We start from the raw sequence: 21,771 nt of genomic DNA, 5'->3' as shown, positions 1-21,771 counted from the left end.
CGGACAGCGGTCGCGGGACTCAGCCGGACTCGACGACCACGCCGTGCTTGGAGACGTGGAGGTAGCTCACGACGGGGACCGTCTCGCCGTTGAACGGCCGCCGCGTTCGCAGCGCCTCGTCGTAGTGGATCTCGATGTAGCCATCCTCGAAGGAGAACCGCCTAAAGGTGAACGAACCGTTGATTTCCATCCGGTCTTTCAGCGTCACTTCGCTTTGCGGGGCGTAGAAGACGCCGGTGAACCGGATACGCTCGGCGTCGTTTTGGCCGCCCTCCATGTCGACATCGTCCCCGCTCGAATACAGCCAGAGGTTGCTCGCCACGTCGCGGTCGGCGGCGATGTTCACGCTCCCGGTCAGATCGATCCTGCCGGTGTTGTGGATGTCGATCCGGGTGTCGTTTACCGTCGTCACCGCGGCCGTGTCCCGAAGGCTGATCGAGTCGTCGACGTACAGCGTCGCTCGACCGTTCCCGGCGGCCCTGATCGTGTTGTTTCCGCTGAGGTCGACCGCTTCGTCCACCAAGACGGTGATGTTCCCGCTCGACGTGTCGAGCTCGATCCGGCTCTCTGACCCGTCGCCGGTCAGCTCCCCGGCGACGTGGAGCGTCGCGCCGTCGGTGACGCTGAGCGTCGCCCGATCGGAGAGGGAGACGTCGCCGTCGACGTACGTGGTCTCGTCTATCACCGCCGTCTCGTCGCCGGACAGATCGATGCCAGTCGACTGTTTTGGCGCGGTGTCAGCGAGGCTTCGGTTTCGCACGCCGGCGATGCGCTGTCTGATCCCGCCTTCGACCGGCGCGAGCTCGTCGAACGCCGTCTCCGTACTTTTATTGGTAACGTTCAGCTTGTCAGACTGACCGGGCGGGATGTTGAACGACTCGGCCGTGAGGTTCCCGCGAATCTTGATCCTCTCCGTGTTCCCGCCACCCCCCCTCGTGAGCGCGAATTCGCCGCGGGTCTGGACGCTCGCGTTCTCGCCGGGCGGCTGGGAGCTGTAGGTCCCGTTCGTCGAGTTGTAGCTGTCGGCGTAGAGCCAGTCGATGTCGCCCATCCGGAGCTCCGCACGCCCCGTCGCCGAGACGCTCGCGCTGAGCGTCGGGTGGACGGTCGCCGTCCGCAGCTCGATCCGCACCCGGTCGTCCGTGAGATCAGTCACCGACGCGCTCGTCCGCGACTCGAAGAACCGACCCCACGCGTCGGCGTACTCGCTTTGAACCGTGATCTCGACGGTCACGTTGCTGTCGGCGAGCGGGTTCCCGTAGTCGGTGTTCGGGAACACCGGCCGGGCGTCGGTCGCGCTCTCGCTGATCTGAACCGTCTCGCTCAGCCCCGCCGAACCCTTCTCGATCGTCACCAGTGGGAGCGTGAGCGTCTCCGGCCCGTCGGTTCCGCGGTAGTGGAACTCGGGCGGCGACACCATCTCGGAGCGGCCACCGGTCGAGCGCCACACGCCGCCGCCCTGGTACGCGACGGTCTCGCCGCCGCGCTCGTAGACAATCGCGCCGAGCGACGTCCGGTTGGTGTACGTCCCGTTCGCCCCGCCGCTCACCTCGATCTCTAACCACCCTGCGTCCTCGTCGACGCGGAGGTCCGCGCCCCGGCCGACATCCACCCGTGCGCGCTGCGACGGCGACCCGCCGTGCGCGACGAGGCTCGCCTTGGAGTCTAACTGCGTCATCGCGCCCTCGACGCGCTGGAGGTCCGCGGTCTGTTGGGAGTCGTCGAGCGCGGCGCCGCCGAGCGCGACCGTGGTGCCGACGACCGCGACGGTCAGTCCCAACAGCAACACGGTGCCGAGCACCTCGCTCTGCGCGCGCTCGGCCGCTGCGCCGCCCGCTCCCCCGTTCATACTCGGCCCTCGCACTCGCGCACGCATAAGCGTGGACTCTCGGCTATCAGTCTCGATAGCCGAGACGGGGGCGTCCGCGGACGCCCCGCGGTCGCGCTCGGTGGCCGCCGCGGAGAGCCGTGGATATATCTCGGCGGCGACCCTTCCTGTATCCGTGACCGAGCGACTCTACCTCGCGGACGACGCGGTGACGACGTTCGAGGCGACAGTCGAGCGCGTCCTCTCGGACCCGGCCCGGATCGTCCTCGACCGGACCCACTTCTACCCGACCGGCGGCGGGCAACCGCACGACACCGGGACGATCCGGGCGACCGACGGCGACGGGGACGCTCCATGGCGCGTCGTCGACACCGAGATGGCGGACACGGTCCACCACGAGGTCGAACCGACCGGAGACGCCGGTAGTTCGGACGAGGCACCCGCGCTCCCGGAGCCGGGAACCGACGTAACCTGCGAGATCGACGCCGACCGCCGCGTGGCGCACTCGCGGTACCACACCGCACAGCACCTGCTGTCGGCGCTGCTGCTCGACGAGTTCGACGCGCAGACGACCGGGAACCAGCTGTACGCCGACCGGGCGCGTCTCGACGCGGCCTACGAGCGGTTCACCGACGACGACCTCGACCGGATCGAGGCGCGGCTCAACGAGCTCGTCGCCGACGCGCGACCGGTGTCGAGCTACACGATGGACCGCGAGACCGCGGAGGCGACGCTCGACACCGACCGGACGCGGATCGACCTCCTCCCCGACTCGATCGAGGAGCTCCGGATCGTCGAGATAGCTGGCGCGGACGAGGGCGACGAGCCGTACGACCGCACCGCCTGCGCGGGGACGCACGTCGCGAACACGTCCGACATCGGCGAGGTCGTCGTCACCGGTCGAGAGACGAAGGGGCCCGAGGAGGAGCGCGTCCGCTTCGCGCTCGCCGAACACGTCGACGTGGAATGACGGGGGAGACGCCGGCGGCCCGGTCGGCGTCCGCCCGCGACTCTTCCCGGCGCTCGCCAACGCCTCCACCCGGCGTCCGTCTGCGATCCCGCCGTTTATATACGATCCGCGGTAGGTTCGGGCATGAAGTTCTGCGACGAGTGCGGATCCATGATGAAATCCGGCGCGGGCGAGGACCACTGGGTGTGCGACTCCTGCGGGTACGAGATCGGGCGCGAGGACGGCGACGACGAGTGGACGACCCAGTCGCAGGTCGAGTCCGAGATCGTCGACGTGAGCGACGCCGAGGACAAGGGGCTCCCGACGACGACCGCGCAGTGTCCCGAGTGCGACAACGATCAGGCGTACTGGTACATGCAGCAGATCCGCGCGGCCGACGAGTCGGAGACCCGGTTCTTCGTCTGTACCGAGTGCGAACACAAGTGGCGCGAAGACGACCACTGACCGGCTCTTCGACCCTCTGACCGCCTCCCGCTGCCCGTCCGTTTTATTCCCGTCCGGAGAGATACGAGTCCATGGAGCCACCGGTCGTCCCCCGCGACCGCCTCGACGGCTGGACGCTCGTCGCGGAGGCGACGGAGCGCCCCTTCGAGGCGGGACCGGTCTCGGTCACCGCGGGCACGGCGCGCTACGAGCGCGAGACCCCGCCGCCGCGGCCGTTCCTCTTCGCGAGTCGACTCCGCGTCTCGCCGGAGACCGGACCGAACCCGGCGCTCACGCGGCTCGTCGAGTCGCGGGCCAGCGAGGGGTTCCGCGACCGCCTCGCCGAGCGGGACATCACCGACCTCGCGCGGCGCGACGAGCGACGCATCGACGTCGACGATCCGGACGCGTCGCGCGCGACGCTCACCGTGTCCCACGGGCGCTGCGAGGTCGACGGCGAACGCGTCTCGGTGGAGGCGCTGCTCGCGGTGTGGGAGGCCGGAGAGTACCTGCTGGCGGGCGGCGCGTACCCGAGCGGTGACGACTTCGAGGCGACCCGACGGGAGGTGTTGTCGCTCGTCCGCGGGGTTCGTCCCCCGGACGACGACGCGGTCGAGCGGTAGGGACCCGTCAGCAGTCGACCGCGCCGGCGCTCGAACCGATCGGCGATCCGTCGTCCTCGTAGTCGGCGTCGCCCACCGACCCGGTGAACATCGGGAACCGTAGCTCGTAGGTGTACAGCACGTCGAACGCCGCGAACGGGTCTCCGTCAGCGATCGCCTGCCGCGCGGTCAGTCGCACGCCCGCGGCGAGCGTCACGATCGGTTCGCCGCCGAGTCGCCCGGCGGTCTCGACGCCGAACTCGTTGCCCGCGGCGGGGTCGGTGAGTACGGAGAGGTGGATCACCGTCTCCATCGTCGCGCTCCCCTCGTCGCCGCCGATCGCGATCGGGTACCCCGTTCCGGCGAAACACCGCGTGATCGGGCCGACCCGACTCCCGCTCGCGTTTGCTTCGGCGCCGACGGTCCCCGGACCGCCCGCGGCCCCCGCGACCGACGCGTGGGCGCCCGCCGCCGCCAAGCGAACGACCGTTTCCGACCCTGCGGCGTGCTCCGACACCGCGGGCTGGCCCGCGGCCGCGCCGGCGCCGACGGTCGCGAGGAGGAGCAGCAACGCGAACGCGAGGGCGCGGACGCGGGTTCCTGCGGGGCGAGTCATCTGTCGACCCTTGGTTCGGCCGGGTTAAATCTCCGCGGTCGGCGGTATCAGTCGAGAGAATCGCCGCCGAGCAGCCCGTCGACGAGCATCTCCGCGGACGCGACGTTCGTCGCCAGCGGTACGTCCTTCACGTCGCAGACCCGCAGCAGCGCCGAGATGTCCGGCTCGTGCGCCTGCGCGGTCAGCGGGTCGCGGAGGAAGACGACCCCGTCGATCTGGTCGCCCGCTATCATCCCGCCGATCTGGAGGTCGCCGCCGAAGGGACCGGAGGCCTGCCGGTTCACGGAGAGGCCCGTGGCCTCCGCGATCCGCTTTCCGGTCGTCCCGGTGGTCACCAGTTCGCACTCGCCGAGGGCGTCGGTGTGCGACTCGACGAACGCGACCATCTCGTCTTTCAGCTCGTCGTGAGCGATGAGCGCGAGGCGCATACAGGGGAGTCGCGGGGGCGTCGCTTAAGCGCTGGCCTCGTCGCCCGAACCGTCCCCGCCGCGGGCCGTCCCCGCCGCTGGCCGTCCGACCCGCGCCGGAACGACCGAGCGTCACCGGCTACGCGCCGGCGACCGCCGGGACCGGCGCTCCGTCCGCGAGCGTCGTCCCCGACCACACCGGGACGAACTGCGGCATCGCGCCCGCGATCGTCACGCACACCCACGCGATCAACAGCAGGTGGACGAGACCGCCGAGTCCCGGCGCCGCGTCGATGTCGCCCGGAACTACTCACATACGCGGGAGGCGGAGCGCGTCCGCCCTCCGGCTGTCCCCGAATACGCTCGCGCCCCTCGCCGCGCGCCTACTTGAACCGGAACGTCTCCAGGTTCTTCGGCGCGAACGTCCGCATGTTGTAGTCGTGGTACAGCGACGAGGAGAGGTCCTGGACGGAACTCTCGTCGCCGTGGACGCACAGCACCTTCTCCGGGCGGGGGTTCATCGTCTTCACGAAGTTCTCTAACCCCTGCCGGTCGGCGTGGCCGGAGAAGCCGTCGACGACCTCGGTGCCCATCTCCAGCGTGAGCGTGTCGCCGCGGCTCCCGCCGCCCCAGCCGTCGACCGGGATCTCGTCCCAGCCGTTCTGGATCCGGCGCCCGAGCGTTCCCTGCGCCTGGTAGCCGACGAAGACGAGGTTCGAGTCCGGGTCGGGGCCGATGTGGCGGAGCCACGACATGATGGGCCCGCCCTCGATCATCCCCGAGGTAGAGATGACGATACACTCGTCTCCGTCGGCGACCTCCTGCCGCTCCTCCTCACCGGCGTCGATGTGGTTGAACTGGTCGGCGAGGAACGGGTTCTCGTCCTCGTGGAAGATGCGGTCTCGGAGGTCGTCGCGGAGGTACTCGGGGTATGTGGTGTGGATCGCGGTCGCCTCCCAGATCATCCCGTCGAGGTGGACGGGCATCTCGGGGATCTCACCCTCGCGCATCGCCTCCTCTAAGACGAGCATGATCTCCTGTGAGCGCCCGACCGCGAAGGCGGGGATGACGACCTTCCCGCCCTGCTCGTACGTCTCGTTGATGACCTCCTTGAGCGCCTCCTCGGAGTCCTCCTGGTCGGTCTGGTAGTCGTTGCGGCCGCCGTAGGTGGACTCAAGCACGAGCGTCTCCACGCGTGGGAAATCGTTGACCGCGCCGTTGAACAGGCGGGTATCCTCGTAGTGGATGTCGCCCGAGAACGCGACGTTGTAGAGGCCGTCGCCGATGTGGAAGTGGGTGACCGCGCTGCCGAGGATGTGGCCCGCGTTGTGGAACGTGAGCTTCACGTCCGGGGCGACATCCGTCACGTCGCCGTACTCCAGCGGGATGGTGTGTTTGATCGCGTCGCGGACCTGTGCGGACTCGTACGGCGGCGTCCGCCCGTCCTTCGCGGCGACGTCGAGGTAATCGAGCGTGAGCAGCCCCATCAGGTCGCGGGTCGGCTCCGTCGTGTAGATGGGGCCGTCGTAGCCGTACTTGAACAGGAGCGGGACCAGCGCGGAGTGGTCGAGGTGGGCGTGGGTCAGGATGACCGCGTCGAGGGTCGCCGCGCCCGCGCCGAGCGCTTCGGGCACTTGGAGGTACGGCACCTCGCCCTCCGCGCCGGGCTTGTCGCCGCAGTCGATGAGGATCCGGGTCTCGGGCGTCGAGAGGATGAATGCCGCCCGGCCGACCTCGCGGCAGCAGCCGAGCGTCGTGATCCGGACCCACTCGTCGTCGGACATCTCCTCGCGGTGGATCTGCCGGCCGACCCGTTCGAGGATGTCGCGGCGCTCCTCGCGCTCGTTCTTCAGGAAGCCGCGGACGTTCGAGACGGTCGAGGACTCTATCGGCGGCGTCCGAACGACCTCTGGGGTCCACCCGACCTCCTGGGTGATCTCGCGGAGCGTCGAGCCCCGGCGGCCGATCACCATGCCGGGCTTCTCGGCCTCGATGACGACCTCGCCGGTGTCCTCGTGGAAGTCGAGGTCTGTCACGCCGGCCTCTTCCGGGATCACGTCCCGGACCTCGTCTTCTGCCCGCGCCGGCGGCGAGAGGGCGCTCGGGTCCGGGCGGACCGTGATCCGCTTTCGGAGCTTCGAGGCCAGCCGTCGGATCAGGTCGCCGTCGCCGGCGAACCGCTTGGGGTCGCGCGTGTACACGACCAGCTCCGGTCCCTCGTATTTCACGTCGGTGACCGTGATGTCGTTCGGAATCTCCTGTTCGATCTCTGATTTCAACGTATCGAGTTGCTTGTCGACTTGACTCATATCTCACTGCGGGTCGTCGGGGCCGCCGTCGTCGAATCGCGCCGCGGGTCGCGCCGCGACACGCCGCCGATCGGTCGACCGTGACGGGTAGGCATAGTGGAAGTACTGTCCGTAGTGTTCCGTGCGGGAACAGCCAGCGAAAACCCGCTTGTCTCAGGCTACTGCCCCGCCGTTATAAAAGCCTTCGCAAAGGGCAAGCCCCGGGCGGCCGAACGCCGCCCATGCGCGTCACGCCGCAGACGGTCCGCGACGAACACGCCTGGGTCCGCGACCGCGCCGACGTCGTCGTCCCGGTCCTCAACGACACCCGCGACCGCCTCGGTCGACGGTTCGAGACGACGGTGGACGAGGTGGCGCCAGACGCCTACCGCCGCGAGGTCGACGCCGTCTTCGCCGACGGCGAGGTCGCGGTCAACGTCGCGGCCTGCGTCGGGCTCCTCCGCGACCTCGACGTGGCGGGCGACTACCCGGGCTTCGTCGTCGACGAGGTCCTCGGGCGCGAGCTGGCGGCGACGATCGCCGGCGGCCGTCCCCTCTCGCTGCTCGCGCAGGCGACGTTCCACGTCGCGGACACGCACGTGGACCGCGACGCGGCGGCCGAGGCGGACGGGGCCGGCGCCGGAACGGCCGGCGCCGACGACCTCGACGCCGCGCTCGCGGCGGGGTTCCAGACGCGGCTCCCCGGCTGGAACTGGCGGGAGGGGGAGAGCCCGTTCGCGGTCGACGCGGACGGGTGACCCGCCGCCGCCGCTCGACCGGAGCGCGCCCGCGCTACGAGGTGAAGCTCCGAATGAACCCGTAGGCCTTGTCGATCAGGGCGTCGGGGAGGAACCGCGCGAGGACGCCGACGCTCGCGACGGTGCCCGGCTGGACCCGCGCGGGCGGCTGCGTCGCGCTCGCGGCGTCGTAGATGGCGTTCGCGACGAGTTCCGGCTCGACCGAGCCGGGGCCGTCGCCGCCGATCAGCTGCGCGTCCTCGAACATCGCGTAGAACTCGTCGTACGCCTCGGTCCGCTCGATCCCCTCGCGCTCCTCGGGGTCGGCTTCCGACTCCGCGCGCTTCGAGAAGTTCGTCCGCACGGGCCCCGGCTCGACGACGACCACGTCGATGCCGAGGTCGTCGACCTCGTTGCGGAGCGCGTCCGACATCGCCTCCAGGGCGAACTTCGACCCGCTGTACACGCCGCCGCCGGGGATCGACACCCGCCCCGCGACGGAGGAGACGTTGACGATGGTCCCGTCGCGCTCGCGGCGCATCGACGGGAGGACCGCCCGGATCAGTCGGTGCGGCCCGTACACGTTCACGTCGAACTGCTCGTGGACCCGCTCCGTGGTCACGTCCTCGACCGGGCCGAACTGGCCGTAGCCGGCGTTGTTGATCAGGGCGTCGATCGCGCCCTCCTCGTCTAAGATCCGCTCGACCACGCGGTCGATGTCGTCCTGATCGGTGACGTCGAGCGTGGCGAGCTCGCAGCCCGCCTCGCCGAGCGCTTCGATGTCCGCCGGGTTCCGCGCGGTGGCGTACACGGTCCATCCCTCGTCGAGGAACGCGTGCGCCGCGGCGCGACCGATGCCCGAGGAACAGCCGGTGATGAGTGCCGTCTTCTGCACGCGTTTCCGGTCTGTCTCCGACGCAATAACTCTCCCGACGCGGGCGCGGCCGACCCGCCGCGTCCCGGTCGGCTACAGCTCCTCGGTCCGGATCCCCATCGCCTTCGACGCCGGCGCGGTCCGCTCGAACCCCCACCGCTCGTAGAATCCGTCGACGTCCGCGAAGCGGTTGACGTACGCGCCGTCGGGGGCGTTCGCGCGGAGCCACGCGACGAGCGCGCCGACCATCGCCGTCCCGATCCCCCGGCCCTGATGCGGCGGCGCGACCGCCGTGTCCGAGAGGTGGAACACCGACCCGCCGTCGCCGACGAGCCGCGCCATTCCGACCGTCGACCCGGACGCCGTCTCGACGACGTGGACGCCGAACGTCGTGTTCGGGAGCCCGCGCTCGACGGCCTCCCGGGACCGGTCTGTCATGCCCGCCTCCCGCCGGAGCCGGCGGAACGCCTCGACGGAGGGGGTCGTCTCGCGGAGCTCGTACCCGTCCGAAAGCGGTGACTCGCCGAGTCCCCGGTCGGCGTCGGCAACATCGACCGCGTCGTCGCTCATGTGTCGGCGTTCGCGGCCGCAAAAGTAGTCGCTTCGGTGCCGCGCTGGCCCGCGCTACTCCTCGTCGTCGGCCTCGTCTTCGTCGGTCGCGAGCAGGTCGCGCTCGTCGAGGATCGACTCGATCTCGTCGACCGGCCGCTCGGCGTACTCGGGGTCGTCGACGGTGATCGTCGCGACGCCGACGCCGTCCGGGGACAGCTCGCCGTCGTTCGACTGCGCGAGGGTGTCGAGCGCGAGCCCGACCGCCTCGTCCGTCGAGATGCCCTCCTCGTACTCCGTCTCCAGGTAGTCGCGGAGGTCGCTGCGGTCGGAGCCGATCGAGAGCGCCTGCCACTCGTACGGCGTGCCCGACGGGTCCGTCTCGAACAGGCGCGGCTCGCCGTTCTCGATGCCGCCGACGATGAGCGCGACGCCGAACGGGCGCGCGCCGCCGACCTGCGTGTACTGCTGGATGTGGTCGGTGATGTTCTTCGTCAGCGTCTCGATGCCGACGGGCTCGCCGTAGCGGAGGCGGTTCACCTGCGCCTGCCGGCGAGCGAAGTCGATGAGCTGGCGCGCGTCGGCGACGTGGCCCGCGCTCGCGACGCCGACGTGGTCGTCGGCCTTGTGGAGCTTCTCGATGCTCTCCGGCTCCATCAGCGGGGAGCGGGCGCGCTTGTCGGCCGCGAGGACGACGCCGTCCTCGGCGCGGATCCCGACGCTCGCCGTCCCTCGTTTCACCGCCTCCCGGGCGTACTCGACCTGGTAGAGTCGGCCGTCCGGAGAGAAGATTGTGATGCCGCGGTCGTACGCCTGCTGTTGGGATTGGCCCTGCATGATATCACTCGGTGTCGAACGTCGTCGCGCCGACGCGGTCCGACTCGGTCTCCACGTCGCACGCGTCTCCGCGCACGACCGCGGGCCGCTCGGACCCCTCGAACGCGACGTCTCGCTGTGTCGAACTGGCGGTCGCGCGACCCATATATCTTTCCTCACAGGCACGTACCGTCCCCGAAATCCCCCGCACGCGGATTCCGACCGGCTCGCCGTCGACCTCGCTCACGCAGGCCACCGCCGCGCGCGCCTCGTCGACGTGGCCGTGTCTGACCCGGACGACCGCCTCCCCGGTCCCGTCGGCGTGCGCGAACGACAGCAGCGTGAGGTCCGCGTCGGCGCTGCCGGCGTCCCCGAGGAGGTTGCCGGCGCTGTACCACAGCGCGCGCTGGAACGCGCGCCGCCCGACCTCGGCGTCGGGCCACGTCTCGATCCCGACGGCGAGGTACCGCCACCGCGGCCGGAGGTGTTTGGGGAGGTGCTTCACGGCGAGATCACGCCGGGAGTTCGCGGACGCGCTCCGCGACGATCACCGCGACCTGGTCGTGAATGCGCTCGACGACCGTCACCGCGAACCCCTCGTCGGTGAACGCCTCGACCAGCGTGCCGACCGTCGCGGGGTCGTCGACCTCGGGGCTGTAGAACGGAGCCTCGGGGTCCGGCTCCTCGAAGAAGGCGACGTCGCCGAGGACGATCCGCCGAGCGCCCGTCTCGCTCATCACGCGGATCGCCTCGCGCTTCTCGTCGTCCGCGAGGTGGTGGAGCGCGAAGTTCGAGGTGACCACGTCGACCGGTCGGTCGGCGTCGATCCCGGGGTCGCGGAACTCGCCGTACGCGAACTCGACGGTTTCGAGGCCGCGGTCGGCCGCCTTCCGCCGCCCCTCGTCCATCATCCCCTCGCTGATGTCGCGGGCGAGGACGCGCTCGGCGTCCTCGGCGAGCGCCAGCGCGATGGCCCCGGTCCCGGCTCCCAGATCGAGGACCACGTCGTCCGCCCCCGGCGACGCGTGGTCGATCACGAGGCTCGCGCAGGCCTGGTACTCGTCGCTCTTCGAGTCGTCGTACGACGCGGCCTTCTCGGAGAACCGTTCGGCGTGTTCAGCGACCGTCTTCTTCATACCTGCCACGTCGGACCCCCGGCTCTATGAAGCCCTCGGAGCGCCGCTCCCGGTTACGCTCGACGAGGTCGCCCCACGCCCGGAGCCCCGCGCGGACGGCCTCGGCCTCGAAGCCGATCGCCTCGCCGACCGCGACCAACTCGCGGGGCGCGCGGAGTCCGAGGTGCGACCGCGCGTTCGCGCTCACGACGTACGGCGCGTCGTAGTGGGCGACGATCTCCCGGAGCTTCCGGAGGTCGGCGAGCGCCCGAACCCGCTTCCCGCCGGTCTCGCGGAGCGCGGGGCCGAAGTCGAACTCGACCCGGACGCCGTTGTCCCGTGCCGCCTTCGCGAGGACGTGGTTGAAGTCGCCGCCGCCCGCCATCGGCCGGACGAGGACGTCGACGCGGGCCTGCTCGACCGCGAACCGGTTCAGCGCGTCGTCGCCGCCGACCACGCAGACCACGGTTCGGTCGGACCGGTAGTTTCCGACCGCGCCCGAGGCGCTCGTCGGATCGTCGGCGTCGATCTCGACCGCGTCGACGACGTCGATCCCGTACTCCTCGCGGAGCGCCTCCGGGCCGCGAGCCGGGCTCTCGCCGCGGTCCGCAGCGCTCGGACCGCCGTCCCCGGCCGCCGTCAGCGCGTCGCGCGTCCGCACCACGATCCCGTCGTACCCGTGCCGGGCCGCGGTGGCGGCGTGGCGCGCGACGGTTGCCTCCCCGTCGGGATAGGCGTGAACGGCCTCGTACATGCCCCGCCCTTTCGCGGCCGAGCGTATCGGCGTTGCGCTTTCGGCACCGCGACGCCGGCCGCGTCCTGTCTCCTCGCCGCGTTCGCTTCCCTCCCATCGCCGACGCGACCGCGCCCCGCGTCGTCAGGCGTCTCCGACGGACTCTTCGTCCTTCTTCCAGTCACGCCTGGCGTCCTCGCCGGTAAACCACGTCGCGATCCCGTCCGGGTCGTCCTCCTGGAAGGCGCGCCGCCGGCTCCATTCGACGGTCGCCTTCCCGAGCGCGATCGGGAGGAGGTACGGAACGAGGAGGACCGCGTCGGCGACGCCGTCGAGCAGCCCGGGAGCCAGTACCACATCGATCACGGCGATTCCGAATGTCACCGAAACGACCGTCAGTATCGCGACGACGAAGTAGAAGAAGACGACGCGCTGGGCGGCCTCGACCACCATGTACGGCGACTGGTCCTCGTAGGCGCGCTCGGCGAAGAACTCCCGACGCACCTCCCCGACCTGCGCGCCGCAGACGCCGAGCGTCGCCACTCCGACCGTGGGCGTGAGGTACGAGAGCGCCTCCCAGCCGACCGCCAAGAGCGGAAACATCATGAACGCGAACACCCCGAGCGACCGGCGGACGACGCGGAAGTTCCGCCGGTAGATCGGCGGGAGCCACGAGACGAGGTGAACCGGCTCCGCGTCGGTCTCCCACACCTCGTCTCGCTCGGCGTCCTCGTCGTAGCCGGTGATGTAGAACGAGCGGTCTTCGAGCCGGATCGGTCGCTCGGCGAACATCGCGGCGGCGGCGTGGGCGATCACGAGGGCGGCGACCTCTATCCAATACACCGCGAGCAGTTCGCCGACGCGCCAGCCGAACCCGACGACGCCGGCGAGCGGGAGGAGGTTCGTCGCGACCACGAGGGCGAGGGCCGATCGGCCCCCTGCGGGAGGGCGGGACTTCATCAGTCCAGTGTAACGGGTCGCGAGCGCAAAAATACCCGACCGCTTTTGTCCGCCCGACGGAACGCTCTGACATGCCCGCCGATCTTGAGGAGAAGACGGACCGCTACGAGCGGATGCTCGCGGACGCGCTGGCCGTCGCGGAGCCGCGCCCGCCGGCGGACACGCCGCTGGGCGAGGCCGCGGCGGACGTGACCGAGATGGCGGAGTCGTACCTCGACGACGGCCGCCACTTCCGCGACGACGGCGACCCGGTGAACGCGCTCGCCTCCTACTCGTACGGCTACGGCTGGCTCGACGCCGGGGTCCGGCTCGGGCTGTTCGCGGTGCCCGACGACACGGAGCTGTTCACGACCTGAGCGCCGGCCCGCTCCGGGGCCCGCGCTCGCCGCGCCCGACGTGAGGGACGCGCTTATGCGGCGACGGCCGTCACTGAGTCCATGGACGAACTCGCGGACCTCACCGAGCGGCTCGTCTCGATCCCATCGCACGAGGACGAGACGGCAGCGGGCGACGCGATCGAGGAGTGGCTGCGCGCGGAGACGGACGCGACCGTCGAGCGCGACGACGCCGGCAACGTGCTCGCGTTCAGGGGCGCGACCGACGACCCCGATGCCGACTCGCTCGCGCTCGTCGGCCACCACGACGTCGTCCCGCCCGCGCCCGAACAGACGGCCGGCGAGGGGACGGAGGGCGAGTACGTCGTCGATCGGCGCGACGGTCGGATCTACGGCCGCGGCACGGCCGACATGAAGGGGTCGGTCGCGGCCGCGATGCTCGCGTTCCGGAACGCGACGCCGCCGGAGGGCAGGGAGCTGATCTTCGCCTCCTTCGTCGGCGAGGAGGTCGGCGGCGACGGGGCTCGCCACGCGATCGACGCGGGGTTCGCCCCGGAACGCGCGGTCGTCGCCGAGGGGTCGACGAACTACTCGAAGCCGGGCGTGACGGACGTCGCCGTCGCCCACCGCGGCCGCCGCGGGTCGCGGCTCGTCGCGCACGGGGAGGCGGCCCACGCCTCGGAGCCGGAGGCGGGCGAGAACGCGATCTACCGCGCCTGCGACGCGATCGACGCGGTCCGCGGGCTCGACGCCCCGGAGGCGACGGTCCTCGGGAACGACGTGTCGGGGTCGCTGGCGGTCACGATCGTCGACGGCGGCGAGACGTGGAACGTGATCCCGGAGCGCTGCGAGGCGACCGTCGACGAGCGTACCGTTCCGGGCGACCGAGCCGATCTGGCTGGCGTCGCCGACGCGACGGCCGGGGTCGAGCTCGTCGTCGATCAGGACCTCCCGCCGATGGCCTGCGGCGACGCGGCGTTCGCGGACGCCGCCCTCGACGTCGCCCGCGCAGTCCACGATGAGTCGGGCTTCGACGCGCCCGAACACGTCACCAAGCCGCACGCGACCGACGCCGGCTGGCTCGCGGGGGCGGGGACCGACTGTCTCGTCTGCGGGGCCTCCGAGCCGGGCGAGGCACACACCGACACTGAGAGCGCGAGCCTGGAAGCCCTCGACCGCTGTCGTCGGATCTACATGGGGGTCGCCGAACGGGAACTGTAGTGGCCGCGAGGGGGAGGCCCCGGACGGAGCGGGGACTCACGGGCGCCTCGCGCGACCCGTATGGAAGGGGTTTTATGCGCCCCGCGGAAAGTGTGCGCCACTATGGGAGACAAGTCGAAGGCTCAAAAGAAGCGTCTGGCGAAGGCGGAGCGCCAGAACACCCGCGTCCCCGCGTGGGTCATGATGAAGACGGACATGAACGTGACGCGAAACCCCAAGCGGCGCAACTGGCGCCGGAACGACCTGGACGAGTAAATGTCGACGAACGACTTCGAGGAGCGCGTCGTCACCGTCCCGCTCCGCGACGCCAAGGAGAAGCCCGTCCAGCAGCGCGCCGACTACGCGATGAAGATCACGCGGCAGCACCTCGCGAAGCACTTCTCCGTCGACGAGGGCGACGTGATCATCGACGGCTCCGTCAACGAGGCCGTCTGGGCGAACGGGCGCCAGAACCCGCCCAGCACGGTGCGGGTCCGCGCGGCTCGGTTCGTCGAGGACGGCGAACCGGTCGTCGAGGCCGAGCACGCCGAGTAACGTGTTACGGGCGACCTTCACCGGCTCGTCGTACGTGGGCGTGTTCGCCCGCGCCGTCGACGACCTCCTGTTGATCCGACCGGACGTCGACGAGGCGCTCGCCGAGGACCTCGGGGCGGAACTCGGCGCGGAGCCGCTGCTGACGACGGTCGGGAGGTCCAACACGGTCGGATCCCTCGCGACGGGCAACGAGAACGGGATCCTCGTCTCCTCGCGCGCGACCGAGCGCGAGAAGGAGCGGATCGCGGACGCCGCCGGCGTCCCGGTGCGCGAACTCCCGGGCGAGATCAACGCCGCCGGGAACGTCGTCCTCGCGAACGACTACGGCGCGTACGTCCACCCGGACCTCTCGCGCGAATCGATCCGGACGATCAAAGACGCGCTCGACGTTCCCGTGACCCGGGGCGATCTCGGGGACGTCCGGACGGTCGGAACCGCGGCGGTCGCCAACGACACGGGCGTGCTGTGTCATCCACAGTCGACGGAGTCGGAGCTTCAAGCGGTCGAGGAGGCGCTCGACGTCCGCGCCGACCTCGGCACCATCAACTACGGCGCGCCGCTCGTCGGCTCCGGCCTCCTCGCCACCGACGAGGGGTACGTCGTCGGTGACGACACGACCGGACCGGAGCTCGGCCGCATCGAGGAGACGCTCGGCTTCATCGACTGAACCGCGCTCCGCCTTCTCCCCGCCGCCCCCTCGTCGCCGCCCCCGCTTCGCTTCGCGAACCTCACTCCCACATTTAAGAGCTACAGCGGAGTTGAGGACGGTATGCCCGCTATCGAGTGCCGCGGCCTCTCCAAGTACTACGGCGACGTCCGGGGGATCGAAGACGTCTCCTTCACCGTCGAGGACGGCGAGGTGTTCGGCTTCCTCGGCCCGAACGGCGCGGGGAAGACGACCGCGATCCGCACGCTGTTGGGGTTCCTGTCGCCGACGGACGGCGGCGCGACGCTCCTCGGGCGCGACGCCACGGACCCGGTCGCGTCGCGTCGCGCACGCGAGCGGATCGGGTACCTCCCCGGGGATCCGGGGCTCGACCGCGACCGTACGGCCGGCGCGTTCTTAGACCACCAAGCGGCGCTCCGCGGGGAGTCGAGTCGCGACCGCCTCGTCGAACGCTTCGGGCTCGACGAGTCGCGCCGCATCGGCGACCTCTCCCGGGGAAACCGGCAGAAGGTCGCGCTGGTGGCCGCGTTCATGCACGACCCGGAACTCCTGTTGCTCGACGAGCCGACCTCCGGACTCGATCCGCTGCTTCAAGAGGAGTTCGCGGGCCTCGTCCGCGAGCGCGTCGGCGACGGGGCGAGCGTCCTCCTCTCGTCCCACGTGCTGGGCGAGGTGGCGGCGTTGTGCGATCGCGTCGGCGTCCTCCGAGAGGGGCACCTCGTCGCGGTCGAGTCGGTCGCGGACCTCCGCTCTCGCGGCGGCAAGCAGGTGCGGATCCGCGTCGCCGAAGACGTCGATCGCGGCGACTTCGAGCTCCGCGGGATCATGAATCTGCGCGTCGGGGAGACCGTCTCGTTCACGTGGACCGGCGAGTACGACGCGCTGGTCGACCTGCTCTCGAGGTACACCGTCCTCGACCTCGACGTCGTCGATGCGCCGCTCGAAGAGGCGTTCATGACGTTCTACGACGGCGACGTTCCGGGACCGATCGGCGGCGGCGAGCGTCAGGAGGCCGAGGCGTCGACCAACCGCGGAGCGCACGCGGATCCGACCGCCGAATCGGGGGGTGACGAGCGATGAGCGACCGCGCGACCCCGTGGCTCGCGATCGCACGGTACGACGCCGCCGGCCGGGCCCGCGGAACGGTCGTGCTGACTGGCCTGCTCTCCTCGTTCCTGTTGGTGTTCCTCGCGTTCTTCCCGTCCCTGGCGACCGCGGACGTCGACCTCGACGCGTACGTCGAGGCGTTCCCGCCCGCGGTCCGGGAGGCGTTCGGGATCATCGCCATCTCATCTATCGAGGGCTTCCTCGCGGTTGAGTTCTACCAGTTCGCCTGGCTCCTGCTGGTCGGGCTGTACCTGGCGTACCTCGCCGGCGGGACGATAGCGGGGGACGTCGCCTCCGGTCGCATGGACCTGACGCTGTCGGCGCCCGTCGCGCGACGTGACGTCGTGATCGGTCGGTTTCTCGGACTGGTTCCGCTCGTCGTCCTCCTCAATGTCGTGCTGCCGGTCGTCGCGTACGTCGGCGTCGTCGCGGTCGGCGAGACGATCGCGGTCGAACGCCTCGCGGCGGTCCACGCGCTCGCGGTGCCGTATCACGTGGCGTGCGTCGCGGCGGGTATCGCCGTCTCGACGCTGCTCTCGCGGCCGGGGGTCGCTCAGCGGGTCGCGCTCGGGGGACTGTTCGCGCTGTTCATGTTCGACTCCCTCGTCGCCAGCACCGACTACGCCGCGGCCGGGAACGTCAGCCCGACGGCCCACTACGACCCCTCCGCGGTGTTGGTGTTGGGCGAGTACGACCTCACGGGCGCCGCAGTCCTGCTCGCCGCGACGGCCGTCCTCCTCGCGATCGCTATCGTCCGATTCCGCCGCGCGGACCTCTCGGGATGACCTCCCTCGGCACACGATTTCCGTGACGCGACGCCGTGACGGCCGTCGTCGCGGGCGGTCCGCGATGACGCGGCCGCCTGTCGCCTTTTAGGAAGATACTTCCCTGTCCCTGCCGGATCGGGGAACATGAGTACCTACACGGTGAGTGGACGGTTCCAGAGCCGAGACGGCGACCAGCCGTTCACGAAGGACATCGAGGCGGAGAACGAGGACCTCGCCCGCGAGCGGATCTACACCACGGTCGGGAGCCAGCACAACCGGAAGCGCACCCAGATCGAGATCGAGGAGGTGTCCGAGGCATGATGGGCGGCGGACAACAGCAGCTCCAGCAGCTCTCACAGGAGATCCAGGCGCTCGACGAGGAGATCGAGGCCCTCGAAGGCGAAATCGCCGACTACCGCGAGGAGAAGGCCGACATCGACGACGCCGTCGAGGCCATCAAGACCCTCGACACGGGCGCGACCGTTCAGGTCCCGCTCGGCGGCGGCGCCTACCTCCGCGCGGAGGTCCAGGACATCGACGAGGTCATCGTCTCGCTCGGCGGGAACTACTCCGCGGAGCAGGAGCAGGGCGACGCGATCGACGTCCTCCGGCGCAAGCAGGAGGCGCTCGACGACCGGATCGAGGAGACGCAGGAGGAGGTCGACGAGCTGGAGTCCGAGAGCGACGAGCTCGAACAGCAGGCCCAGCAGATGCAACAGCAGATGCAGCAACAGCAGATGCAGCAGATGCAGCAGGCCGAGGAAGGCGACGGGGAGTAAGACGGAGACTATACCGTGTTCGACGGACTGAAAGACAAGCTCTCCGGCTTCCGCGAGGACGTCGAGGAGTCGACGGAGGCCGAGGAGGACGAGGCCCCGCCCGAGGAAGCGACGACCGCCGAGAGCGGCGCCGACGCGACCGCGGAATCCCGTTCGGCGGTCGACGGCGACGCGGGCGGTTCGGACGAGTCGTCGAACGACGACGAGCCGAGTACCTTCCAGCGCGCGAAGGCGTTCGCGACAGGGCGCATCATCATCGAGGAGGAGGACCTCGAGGAGCCGCTGTGGAACCTCGAGATGGCGCTGCTCGAGAGCGACGTGGAGATGAGCGTCGCCGAGCAGATCCTCGACAGCGTCCGCGAGAGCATGCTCGGCGAGTCCCGCAAGCAGGTCGAGACGACCGGCGAACTCGTCGAGTCTGCGCTCCACGACGCCCTCCTCGACGTCATCGCCGTCGGACAGTTCGACTTCGAAGAGCGGATCGCCGAGGCCGACAAACCCGTCACCATCGTCTTCACCGGCGTCAACGGCGTCGGGAAGACGACGAGCATCGCGAAGCTCTCCGAGTGGCTCGGTGACCGAGGCTACTCATCCGTCCTCGCGAACGGCGACACGTACCGCGCGGGCGCGAACGAGCAGATCCGCGAACACGCCGACCGGCTCGGCCGCGACCTGATCAGCCACGACCAGGGCGGCGACCCGGCGGCCGTCATCTACGACGGCGTCGAGTACGCCGAGGCGAACGACGTCGACGTCGTCCTCGGCGACACGGCGGGGCGGCTCCACACGAGCGACGACCTAATGGCGCAACTGGAGAAGATTGACCGCGTCGTCGACCCGGACATGACGCTGTTCGTCGACGAGGCCGTCGCGGGGCAGGACGCGGTCAACCGCGCGAAAGAGTTCAACGACGCCGCCGCGATCGACGGCGCAATCTTGACGAAGGCCGACGCCGACTCCTCCGGTGGCGCCGCCATTTCGGTCGCGTACGTCACCGGGAAACCGATCCTCTTCCTCGGAACCGGGCAGGGGTACGACGACATCACGCGATTCGACCCTGAGGCTCTCGTCGAGAGCCTCCTCGACGAGGAGTGACCGTCGGGCGGACCGCGCCCACTCTTTCCTTTCGGTCGCCTGAGCCGTTCTCCGCGCTCACCGCACCCGGAGCGCCAGCTCTCGAAGTGGGCGCTCGCGGGGTGGTAGTCTGGTTCGACGCCCGGCGGCTCCGGCGGTACGGGGCCGCCGTCGCTCCCCGCGGGCGAGAGCTTCTCGTACCAAGGCCCGGCTGGGCCGCGGTACGTGTCGACGCAGTCGACGAACCGGTTGCGCCGCTCGCGGAATCGCTCGGCGGCTACGTCGCCGCCCCGGTCGCGGGCGCGCTCCCCGAGCGCCGCGGCCGCGCCGGTCCCTTCCGCGAGCGCCCAGCCGTACCGCTCGCCGGAACCGGGTACCGGCTCGCGGTCCGCCGGCGCCGCCGCGAGGTACGGGGCTACGTCGCGAGAGCGGTCGCCGAAGCCGTTCGCCGCGCGGGACAGCCCCGGGGTCCGACACAGAGGATGGCGGTGACCGCCGTCCCGGCGAGGACGGACAGGCCGGTGAGGGCGGCACTCTCAGGAGCGCCATCGCCGTTGCTTCACCGTCTCCCGACATGTGAGTGACGCGGTGCTTCGCCGTCAGTCGACACGCGGACCGTTCGAGCGGCGGGCCGCGCCGTCGACTATTTTCGGAAGGGTTCAGCCCACCGTGCTCGTGTGCGACCACCCCGGTATCTTCGCGACCGGCCCCACAGTTTGGATATAGCCATATACGATTTACGTGGCTGCGCTCGAACGAAACGAGTCGCTACTGGGACGACGAAATTGGAACCACTCTCACGCGAAGAGTCGGTAGACGTTCGCCTCGTAAACCTCCCGGACCTGATCCCCCCAGTTGTGCGTGTACGTGTCGATCACGTCGTCGGCGACATCGCCGCGGAGGTACTTCACCACTCCGCGGTCGCCGGTTCTGTCGCGGAGGTGCGTCGTGAAGAAGTGGCGGAAGTAGTGGGGCGTGACGTTCTCGTCGGCGCCGCCGCCGGTCCGGTACCACCCCTCCTCGCGGGCGTGCCGCTCGACGACGTGTCTGACCGCCTGCGGTTCCAATCGTTCCCCCCATCCCTCCGCGGTGCCGACGAACAGCGGCTCAGCCGGCGACGGCGAGTCCGGACGCACCGCGAGCCACGCCTTCAGCGCTCTGCGGAGTTCGTCGTCGACCGGGATCACCGTCCCGCGCTTCCGTTTGTTCGCGGCCGTTCGCACCTCCCCGTTCAGCTCCTCGCCGACGGTCGCCTCGGCGGTCACGAAAATCGAGTCCGGCCGTTCGGACAGCGCCGGGCGTCCCCCGAGCGAGTACGCCGCGTTGAGGAGGTCCGGGTCGCTGACCGACAGGTCTCGCAGGTCGAGGTTACACAGCTCGCCGACCCGCATGCCGGTCTTGAGGAGCGTCACCACCAGCGCGCGGTGGAGCGGGTGCCGGATTCCGGCGACGAACGAGCGCATCGCAGGGACCGAGACGTCGCGGCGGGCCGGGTCCTTATCGACGGTCTCGTCCATTTCCTCCATCACCAGCGTCATCGGGTTACCGTCGAAGGCCTTTACCTCCGTCATGTACCCGTAAAACCGGTGGAGGTACGCCGCGTACGTCGCGACCGTGCTGTCGGCGACGTCACCCCGCAGCGAGTGGACGAACGCCATACAGTCGCGGTGCGTCGCGGCCTCCGGATCAACGTCGTCCAGGAACGCCTCGAACCGCCGGAGGACGCGCTCGTACGCCGCCCTGGTCCGGTCCGTCTTTCCGTGGTAGGTGAGGTCTTCGAGGAAGTAGCCGACGGGGTCGTCGGGGTCCGGAGACGCTCTCGCGCTACTCATCGGTCAACACGTACCCCCCTTCTCGGCCGCTGTACCGGATCCGATTGCGCTCCTGTAGCTCGTCGAGGGTCTCCTCCAGTTCGTCCTCCACGTCGCCGACCACCGCTTGGACGAGTTCGTCCCACGAGCGGGGTCCCGATTCGAGAGCCGCGTGGACGCGCTTTTCGAGGTCGCTACCCCCGGGGTCGGCGGGCTCGGAAGGGGGCTCCTCCCGACCTTCCGATCCGGTCGGCGCGAACCCCCTCCGCCCGGCCTGAACCATCGTCCTGACGAACTCGCTCAGCGACATGTCGAGCTCGTCGGCGTGGTCGCGCCACACGTCCTTCTGTTCCGTCGGCACGTACGTCTTCACCGACTGTCGATCGCCTCCCATCGTTCTCGGACGACCGTTCTCGCTGCCGTGACTTCAATCTATCCTAGATTTCTGGATAAGTGACTTTATCTCAGTGAGCAGGACCACATTTTGGCCGGGTTGAGTTTATTATCCAACTCTCTAGCACCATTAGTTCCAACCACTAGTTATACAATCCAAGATAT

The 21,771-nt window shown here is 70.0% G+C and carries 27 protein-coding genes; 14 read left to right on the top strand and 13 right to left on the bottom strand.

The window, feature by feature from the left end:
* Nucleotides 1-19 precede the first annotated feature (19 nt).
* On the bottom strand, nucleotides 20-1,849 hold the full coding sequence (locus EXE52_RS11655; protein ID WP_089307621.1) for a hypothetical protein: 1,830 nt from the start codon (nucleotides 1,847-1,849) through the stop codon (nucleotides 20-22).
* A gap of 154 nt (nucleotides 1,850-2,003) precedes the next feature.
* Between EXE52_RS11655 and EXE52_RS11650 the strand changes: the two genes are divergently transcribed.
* From EXE52_RS11650 to EXE52_RS11640, 3 genes are all read left to right on the top strand, one after another.
* The gene (locus tag EXE52_RS11650; protein WP_086216495.1) at nucleotides 2,004-2,798 is read left to right on the top strand and encodes an alanyl-tRNA editing protein; all 795 of its coding nucleotides are present in this window, start codon (nucleotides 2,004-2,006) and stop codon (nucleotides 2,796-2,798) included.
* A 123-nt stretch (nucleotides 2,799-2,921) separates the two neighbouring features.
* On the top strand, nucleotides 2,922-3,242 hold the full coding sequence (locus tag EXE52_RS11645) for a transcription factor S (RefSeq protein WP_049929490.1): 321 nt from the start codon (nucleotides 2,922-2,924) through the stop codon (nucleotides 3,240-3,242).
* A 71-nt stretch (nucleotides 3,243-3,313) separates the two neighbouring features.
* A complete protein-coding gene (locus EXE52_RS11640; protein WP_089307622.1) occupies nucleotides 3,314-3,844 on the top strand; it encodes a hypothetical protein in 531 nt (176 codons plus the stop codon).
* Between the two features lie 7 nt (nucleotides 3,845-3,851).
* Here the strand turns inward: EXE52_RS11640 and EXE52_RS11635 are convergent, their stop codons facing one another.
* From EXE52_RS11635 to EXE52_RS11625, 3 genes are all read right to left on the bottom strand, one after another.
* Nucleotides 3,852-4,439: a hypothetical protein gene (locus EXE52_RS11635; protein ID WP_089307623.1), complete on the bottom strand. Its 588-nt coding sequence runs from the start codon at nucleotides 4,437-4,439 to the stop codon at nucleotides 3,852-3,854.
* 47 nt (nucleotides 4,440-4,486) lie between these two features.
* On the bottom strand, nucleotides 4,487-4,867 hold the full coding sequence (locus tag EXE52_RS11630) for a methylglyoxal synthase (RefSeq protein ID WP_049929493.1): 381 nt from the start codon (nucleotides 4,865-4,867) through the stop codon (nucleotides 4,487-4,489).
* A 362-nt stretch (nucleotides 4,868-5,229) separates the two neighbouring features.
* Nucleotides 5,230-7,155 (bottom strand): beta-CASP ribonuclease aCPSF1, encoded by a 1,926-nt coding sequence (locus EXE52_RS11625; RefSeq protein ID WP_049929494.1) that lies wholly within the window; start codon nucleotides 7,153-7,155, stop codon nucleotides 5,230-5,232.
* 221 nt (nucleotides 7,156-7,376) lie between these two features.
* Between EXE52_RS11625 and EXE52_RS11620 the strand changes: the two genes are divergently transcribed.
* Nucleotides 7,377-7,892, top strand: a complete 516-nt coding sequence (locus tag EXE52_RS11620) for a hypothetical protein (RefSeq protein WP_086219613.1) — start codon at nucleotides 7,377-7,379, stop codon at nucleotides 7,890-7,892.
* A gap of 34 nt (nucleotides 7,893-7,926) precedes the next feature.
* Here the strand turns inward: EXE52_RS11620 and EXE52_RS11615 are convergent, their stop codons facing one another.
* From EXE52_RS11615 to EXE52_RS11585, 7 genes are all read right to left on the bottom strand, one after another.
* Complete coding sequence (locus tag EXE52_RS11615; protein WP_233127158.1) at nucleotides 7,927-8,766, bottom strand: SDR family oxidoreductase; 840 nt, start codon at nucleotides 8,764-8,766, stop codon at nucleotides 7,927-7,929.
* Nucleotides 8,767-8,838: 72 nt separating this feature from the next.
* Nucleotides 8,839-9,315 carry a GNAT family N-acetyltransferase gene (locus tag EXE52_RS11610; RefSeq protein ID WP_049929498.1) on the bottom strand — a complete coding sequence of 159 codons (477 nt, stop codon included), beginning with the start codon at nucleotides 9,313-9,315 and terminating at the stop codon, nucleotides 8,839-8,841.
* A gap of 54 nt (nucleotides 9,316-9,369) precedes the next feature.
* On the bottom strand, nucleotides 9,370-10,131 hold the full coding sequence (gene psmA / locus EXE52_RS11605; protein ID WP_049929499.1) for an archaeal proteasome endopeptidase complex subunit alpha: 762 nt from the start codon (nucleotides 10,129-10,131) through the stop codon (nucleotides 9,370-9,372).
* 4 nt (nucleotides 10,132-10,135) lie between these two features.
* Complete coding sequence (locus tag EXE52_RS11600) at nucleotides 10,136-10,615, bottom strand: Rpp14/Pop5 family protein (RefSeq protein ID WP_049929501.1); 480 nt, start codon at nucleotides 10,613-10,615, stop codon at nucleotides 10,136-10,138.
* Between the two features lie 7 nt (nucleotides 10,616-10,622).
* Nucleotides 10,623-11,246: a class I SAM-dependent methyltransferase gene (locus EXE52_RS11595; RefSeq protein WP_089307624.1), complete on the bottom strand. Its 624-nt coding sequence runs from the start codon at nucleotides 11,244-11,246 to the stop codon at nucleotides 10,623-10,625.
* Complete coding sequence (locus tag EXE52_RS11590; protein ID WP_089307625.1) at nucleotides 11,227-11,979, bottom strand: RNase P subunit p30 family protein; 753 nt, start codon at nucleotides 11,977-11,979, stop codon at nucleotides 11,227-11,229. The genes EXE52_RS11595 and EXE52_RS11590 overlap by 20 nt, the downstream gene beginning before the upstream one ends.
* Nucleotides 11,980-12,102: 123 nt before the next feature.
* Nucleotides 12,103-12,918 carry a DUF6498-containing protein gene (locus EXE52_RS11585; RefSeq protein ID WP_049929504.1) on the bottom strand — a complete coding sequence of 272 codons (816 nt, stop codon included), beginning with the start codon at nucleotides 12,916-12,918 and terminating at the stop codon, nucleotides 12,103-12,105.
* 71 nt (nucleotides 12,919-12,989) lie between these two features.
* On the opposite strand from EXE52_RS11585, the gene EXE52_RS11580 reads away from it, so the two are divergent.
* From EXE52_RS11580 to ftsY, 10 genes are all read left to right on the top strand, one after another.
* Entirely contained in the window at nucleotides 12,990-13,274 is a 285-nt protein-coding gene (locus EXE52_RS11580) for a DUF357 domain-containing protein (RefSeq protein WP_086216485.1), read from the top strand.
* An 81-nt stretch (nucleotides 13,275-13,355) separates the two neighbouring features.
* Entirely contained in the window at nucleotides 13,356-14,474 is a 1,119-nt protein-coding gene (locus tag EXE52_RS11575) for a M20 family metallopeptidase (RefSeq protein WP_089307626.1), read from the top strand.
* 102 nt (nucleotides 14,475-14,576) lie between these two features.
* Entirely contained in the window at nucleotides 14,577-14,729 is a 153-nt protein-coding gene (locus tag EXE52_RS11570) for a 50S ribosomal protein L39e (RefSeq protein ID WP_004050128.1), read from the top strand.
* The gene (locus EXE52_RS11565; RefSeq protein ID WP_049929507.1) at nucleotides 14,730-15,008 is read left to right on the top strand and encodes a 50S ribosomal protein L31e; all 279 of its coding nucleotides are present in this window, start codon (nucleotides 14,730-14,732) and stop codon (nucleotides 15,006-15,008) included.
* A gap of 1 nt (nucleotide 15,009) precedes the next feature.
* Nucleotides 15,010-15,675, top strand: coding sequence for a translation initiation factor IF-6 (locus tag EXE52_RS11560; protein ID WP_049929508.1), 666 nt, complete (start codon nucleotides 15,010-15,012; stop codon nucleotides 15,673-15,675).
* Nucleotides 15,676-15,777: 102 nt separating this feature from the next.
* Entirely contained in the window at nucleotides 15,778-16,755 is a 978-nt protein-coding gene (locus EXE52_RS11555) for an ABC transporter ATP-binding protein (protein WP_086219605.1), read from the top strand.
* Complete coding sequence (locus EXE52_RS11550; protein WP_086216356.1) at nucleotides 16,752-17,567, top strand: ABC transporter permease subunit; 816 nt, start codon at nucleotides 16,752-16,754, stop codon at nucleotides 17,565-17,567. Before EXE52_RS11555 ends, EXE52_RS11550 begins: the two co-directional genes overlap by 4 nt.
* Nucleotides 17,568-17,693: 126 nt before the next feature.
* The gene (gene rpl18a, locus EXE52_RS11545) at nucleotides 17,694-17,870 is read left to right on the top strand and encodes a 50S ribosomal protein L18Ae (protein ID WP_049929511.1); all 177 of its coding nucleotides are present in this window, start codon (nucleotides 17,694-17,696) and stop codon (nucleotides 17,868-17,870) included.
* On the top strand, nucleotides 17,870-18,328 hold the full coding sequence (gene pfdA, locus EXE52_RS11540) for a prefoldin subunit alpha (protein WP_049929512.1): 459 nt from the start codon (nucleotides 17,870-17,872) through the stop codon (nucleotides 18,326-18,328). The genes rpl18a and pfdA overlap by 1 nt, the downstream gene beginning before the upstream one ends.
* A gap of 15 nt (nucleotides 18,329-18,343) precedes the next feature.
* Nucleotides 18,344-19,423 carry a signal recognition particle-docking protein FtsY gene (gene ftsY, locus EXE52_RS11535; RefSeq protein WP_089307627.1) on the top strand — a complete coding sequence of 360 codons (1,080 nt, stop codon included), beginning with the start codon at nucleotides 18,344-18,346 and terminating at the stop codon, nucleotides 19,421-19,423.
* Nucleotides 19,424-20,199: 776 nt separating this feature from the next.
* On the opposite strand, the gene EXE52_RS11520 is transcribed toward ftsY, so the two are convergent.
* Entirely contained in the window at nucleotides 20,200-21,234 is a 1,035-nt protein-coding gene (locus tag EXE52_RS11520) for a tyrosine-type recombinase/integrase (protein WP_089307628.1), read from the bottom strand.
* Nucleotides 21,227-21,607: a DUF5805 domain-containing protein gene (locus EXE52_RS11515; RefSeq protein WP_049929516.1), complete on the bottom strand. Its 381-nt coding sequence runs from the start codon at nucleotides 21,605-21,607 to the stop codon at nucleotides 21,227-21,229. The genes EXE52_RS11520 and EXE52_RS11515 overlap by 8 nt, the downstream gene beginning before the upstream one ends.
* Between the last annotated feature and the right edge of the window lie 164 nt (nucleotides 21,608-21,771).

The organism is Halorubrum sp. CGM4_25_10-8A (genome assembly GCF_005435025.1).
Taxonomy (GTDB): domain Archaea; phylum Halobacteriota; class Halobacteria; order Halobacteriales; family Haloferacaceae; genus Halorubrum; species Halorubrum ezzemoulense.
Note: the sequence above shows the minus strand (reverse complement) of the source record. Positions and strands in the feature narration are given on the sequence as shown.

Bases quoted from the DNA above. Each gene is read 5' to 3' on its own strand.
- EXE52_RS11620 (WP_086219613.1), top strand. From the start codon at position 7,377: ATGCGCGTCACGCCGCAGACGGTCCGCGACGAACACGCCTGGGTCCGC.
- EXE52_RS11565 (WP_049929507.1), top strand. From the start codon at position 14,730: ATGTCGACGAACGACTTCGAGGAGCGCGTCGTCACCGTCCCGCTCCGC.
- EXE52_RS11630 (WP_049929493.1), bottom strand. From the start codon at position 4,867: ATGCGCCTCGCGCTCATCGCTCACGACGAGCTGAAAGACGAGATGGTC.
- EXE52_RS11610 (WP_049929498.1), bottom strand. From the start codon at position 9,315: ATGAGCGACGACGCGGTCGATGTTGCCGACGCCGACCGGGGACTCGGC.
- EXE52_RS11575 (WP_089307626.1), top strand. From the start codon at position 13,356: ATGGACGAACTCGCGGACCTCACCGAGCGGCTCGTCTCGATCCCATCG.
- EXE52_RS11580 (WP_086216485.1), top strand. From the start codon at position 12,990: ATGCCCGCCGATCTTGAGGAGAAGACGGACCGCTACGAGCGGATGCTC.
- EXE52_RS11640 (WP_089307622.1), top strand. From the start codon at position 3,314: ATGGAGCCACCGGTCGTCCCCCGCGACCGCCTCGACGGCTGGACGCTC.
- EXE52_RS11645 (WP_049929490.1), top strand. From the start codon at position 2,922: ATGAAGTTCTGCGACGAGTGCGGATCCATGATGAAATCCGGCGCGGGC.
- rpl18a (WP_049929511.1), top strand. From the start codon at position 17,694: ATGAGTACCTACACGGTGAGTGGACGGTTCCAGAGCCGAGACGGCGAC.
- psmA (WP_049929499.1), bottom strand. From the start codon at position 10,131: ATGCAGGGCCAATCCCAACAGCAGGCGTACGACCGCGGCATCACAATC.
- EXE52_RS11590 (WP_089307625.1), bottom strand. From the start codon at position 11,979: ATGTACGAGGCCGTTCACGCCTATCCCGACGGGGAGGCAACCGTCGCG.
- EXE52_RS11555 (WP_086219605.1), top strand. From the start codon at position 15,778: ATGCCCGCTATCGAGTGCCGCGGCCTCTCCAAGTACTACGGCGACGTC.
- EXE52_RS11625 (WP_049929494.1), bottom strand. From the start codon at position 7,155: ATGAGTCAAGTCGACAAGCAACTCGATACGTTGAAATCAGAGATCGAA.
- pfdA (WP_049929512.1), top strand. From the start codon at position 17,870: ATGGGCGGCGGACAACAGCAGCTCCAGCAGCTCTCACAGGAGATCCAG.
- EXE52_RS11585 (WP_049929504.1), bottom strand. From the start codon at position 12,918: ATGAAGTCCCGCCCTCCCGCAGGGGGCCGATCGGCCCTCGCCCTCGTG.
- EXE52_RS11570 (WP_004050128.1), top strand. From the start codon at position 14,577: ATGGGAGACAAGTCGAAGGCTCAAAAGAAGCGTCTGGCGAAGGCGGAG.
- EXE52_RS11520 (WP_089307628.1), bottom strand. From the start codon at position 21,234: ATGAGTAGCGCGAGAGCGTCTCCGGACCCCGACGACCCCGTCGGCTAC.
- EXE52_RS11655 (WP_089307621.1), bottom strand. From the start codon at position 1,849: ATGAACGGGGGAGCGGGCGGCGCAGCGGCCGAGCGCGCGCAGAGCGAG.
- EXE52_RS11550 (WP_086216356.1), top strand. From the start codon at position 16,752: ATGAGCGACCGCGCGACCCCGTGGCTCGCGATCGCACGGTACGACGCC.
- EXE52_RS11515 (WP_049929516.1), bottom strand. From the start codon at position 21,607: ATGGGAGGCGATCGACAGTCGGTGAAGACGTACGTGCCGACGGAACAG.
- EXE52_RS11635 (WP_089307623.1), bottom strand. From the start codon at position 4,439: ATGACTCGCCCCGCAGGAACCCGCGTCCGCGCCCTCGCGTTCGCGTTG.
- EXE52_RS11595 (WP_089307624.1), bottom strand. From the start codon at position 11,246: ATGAAGAAGACGGTCGCTGAACACGCCGAACGGTTCTCCGAGAAGGCC.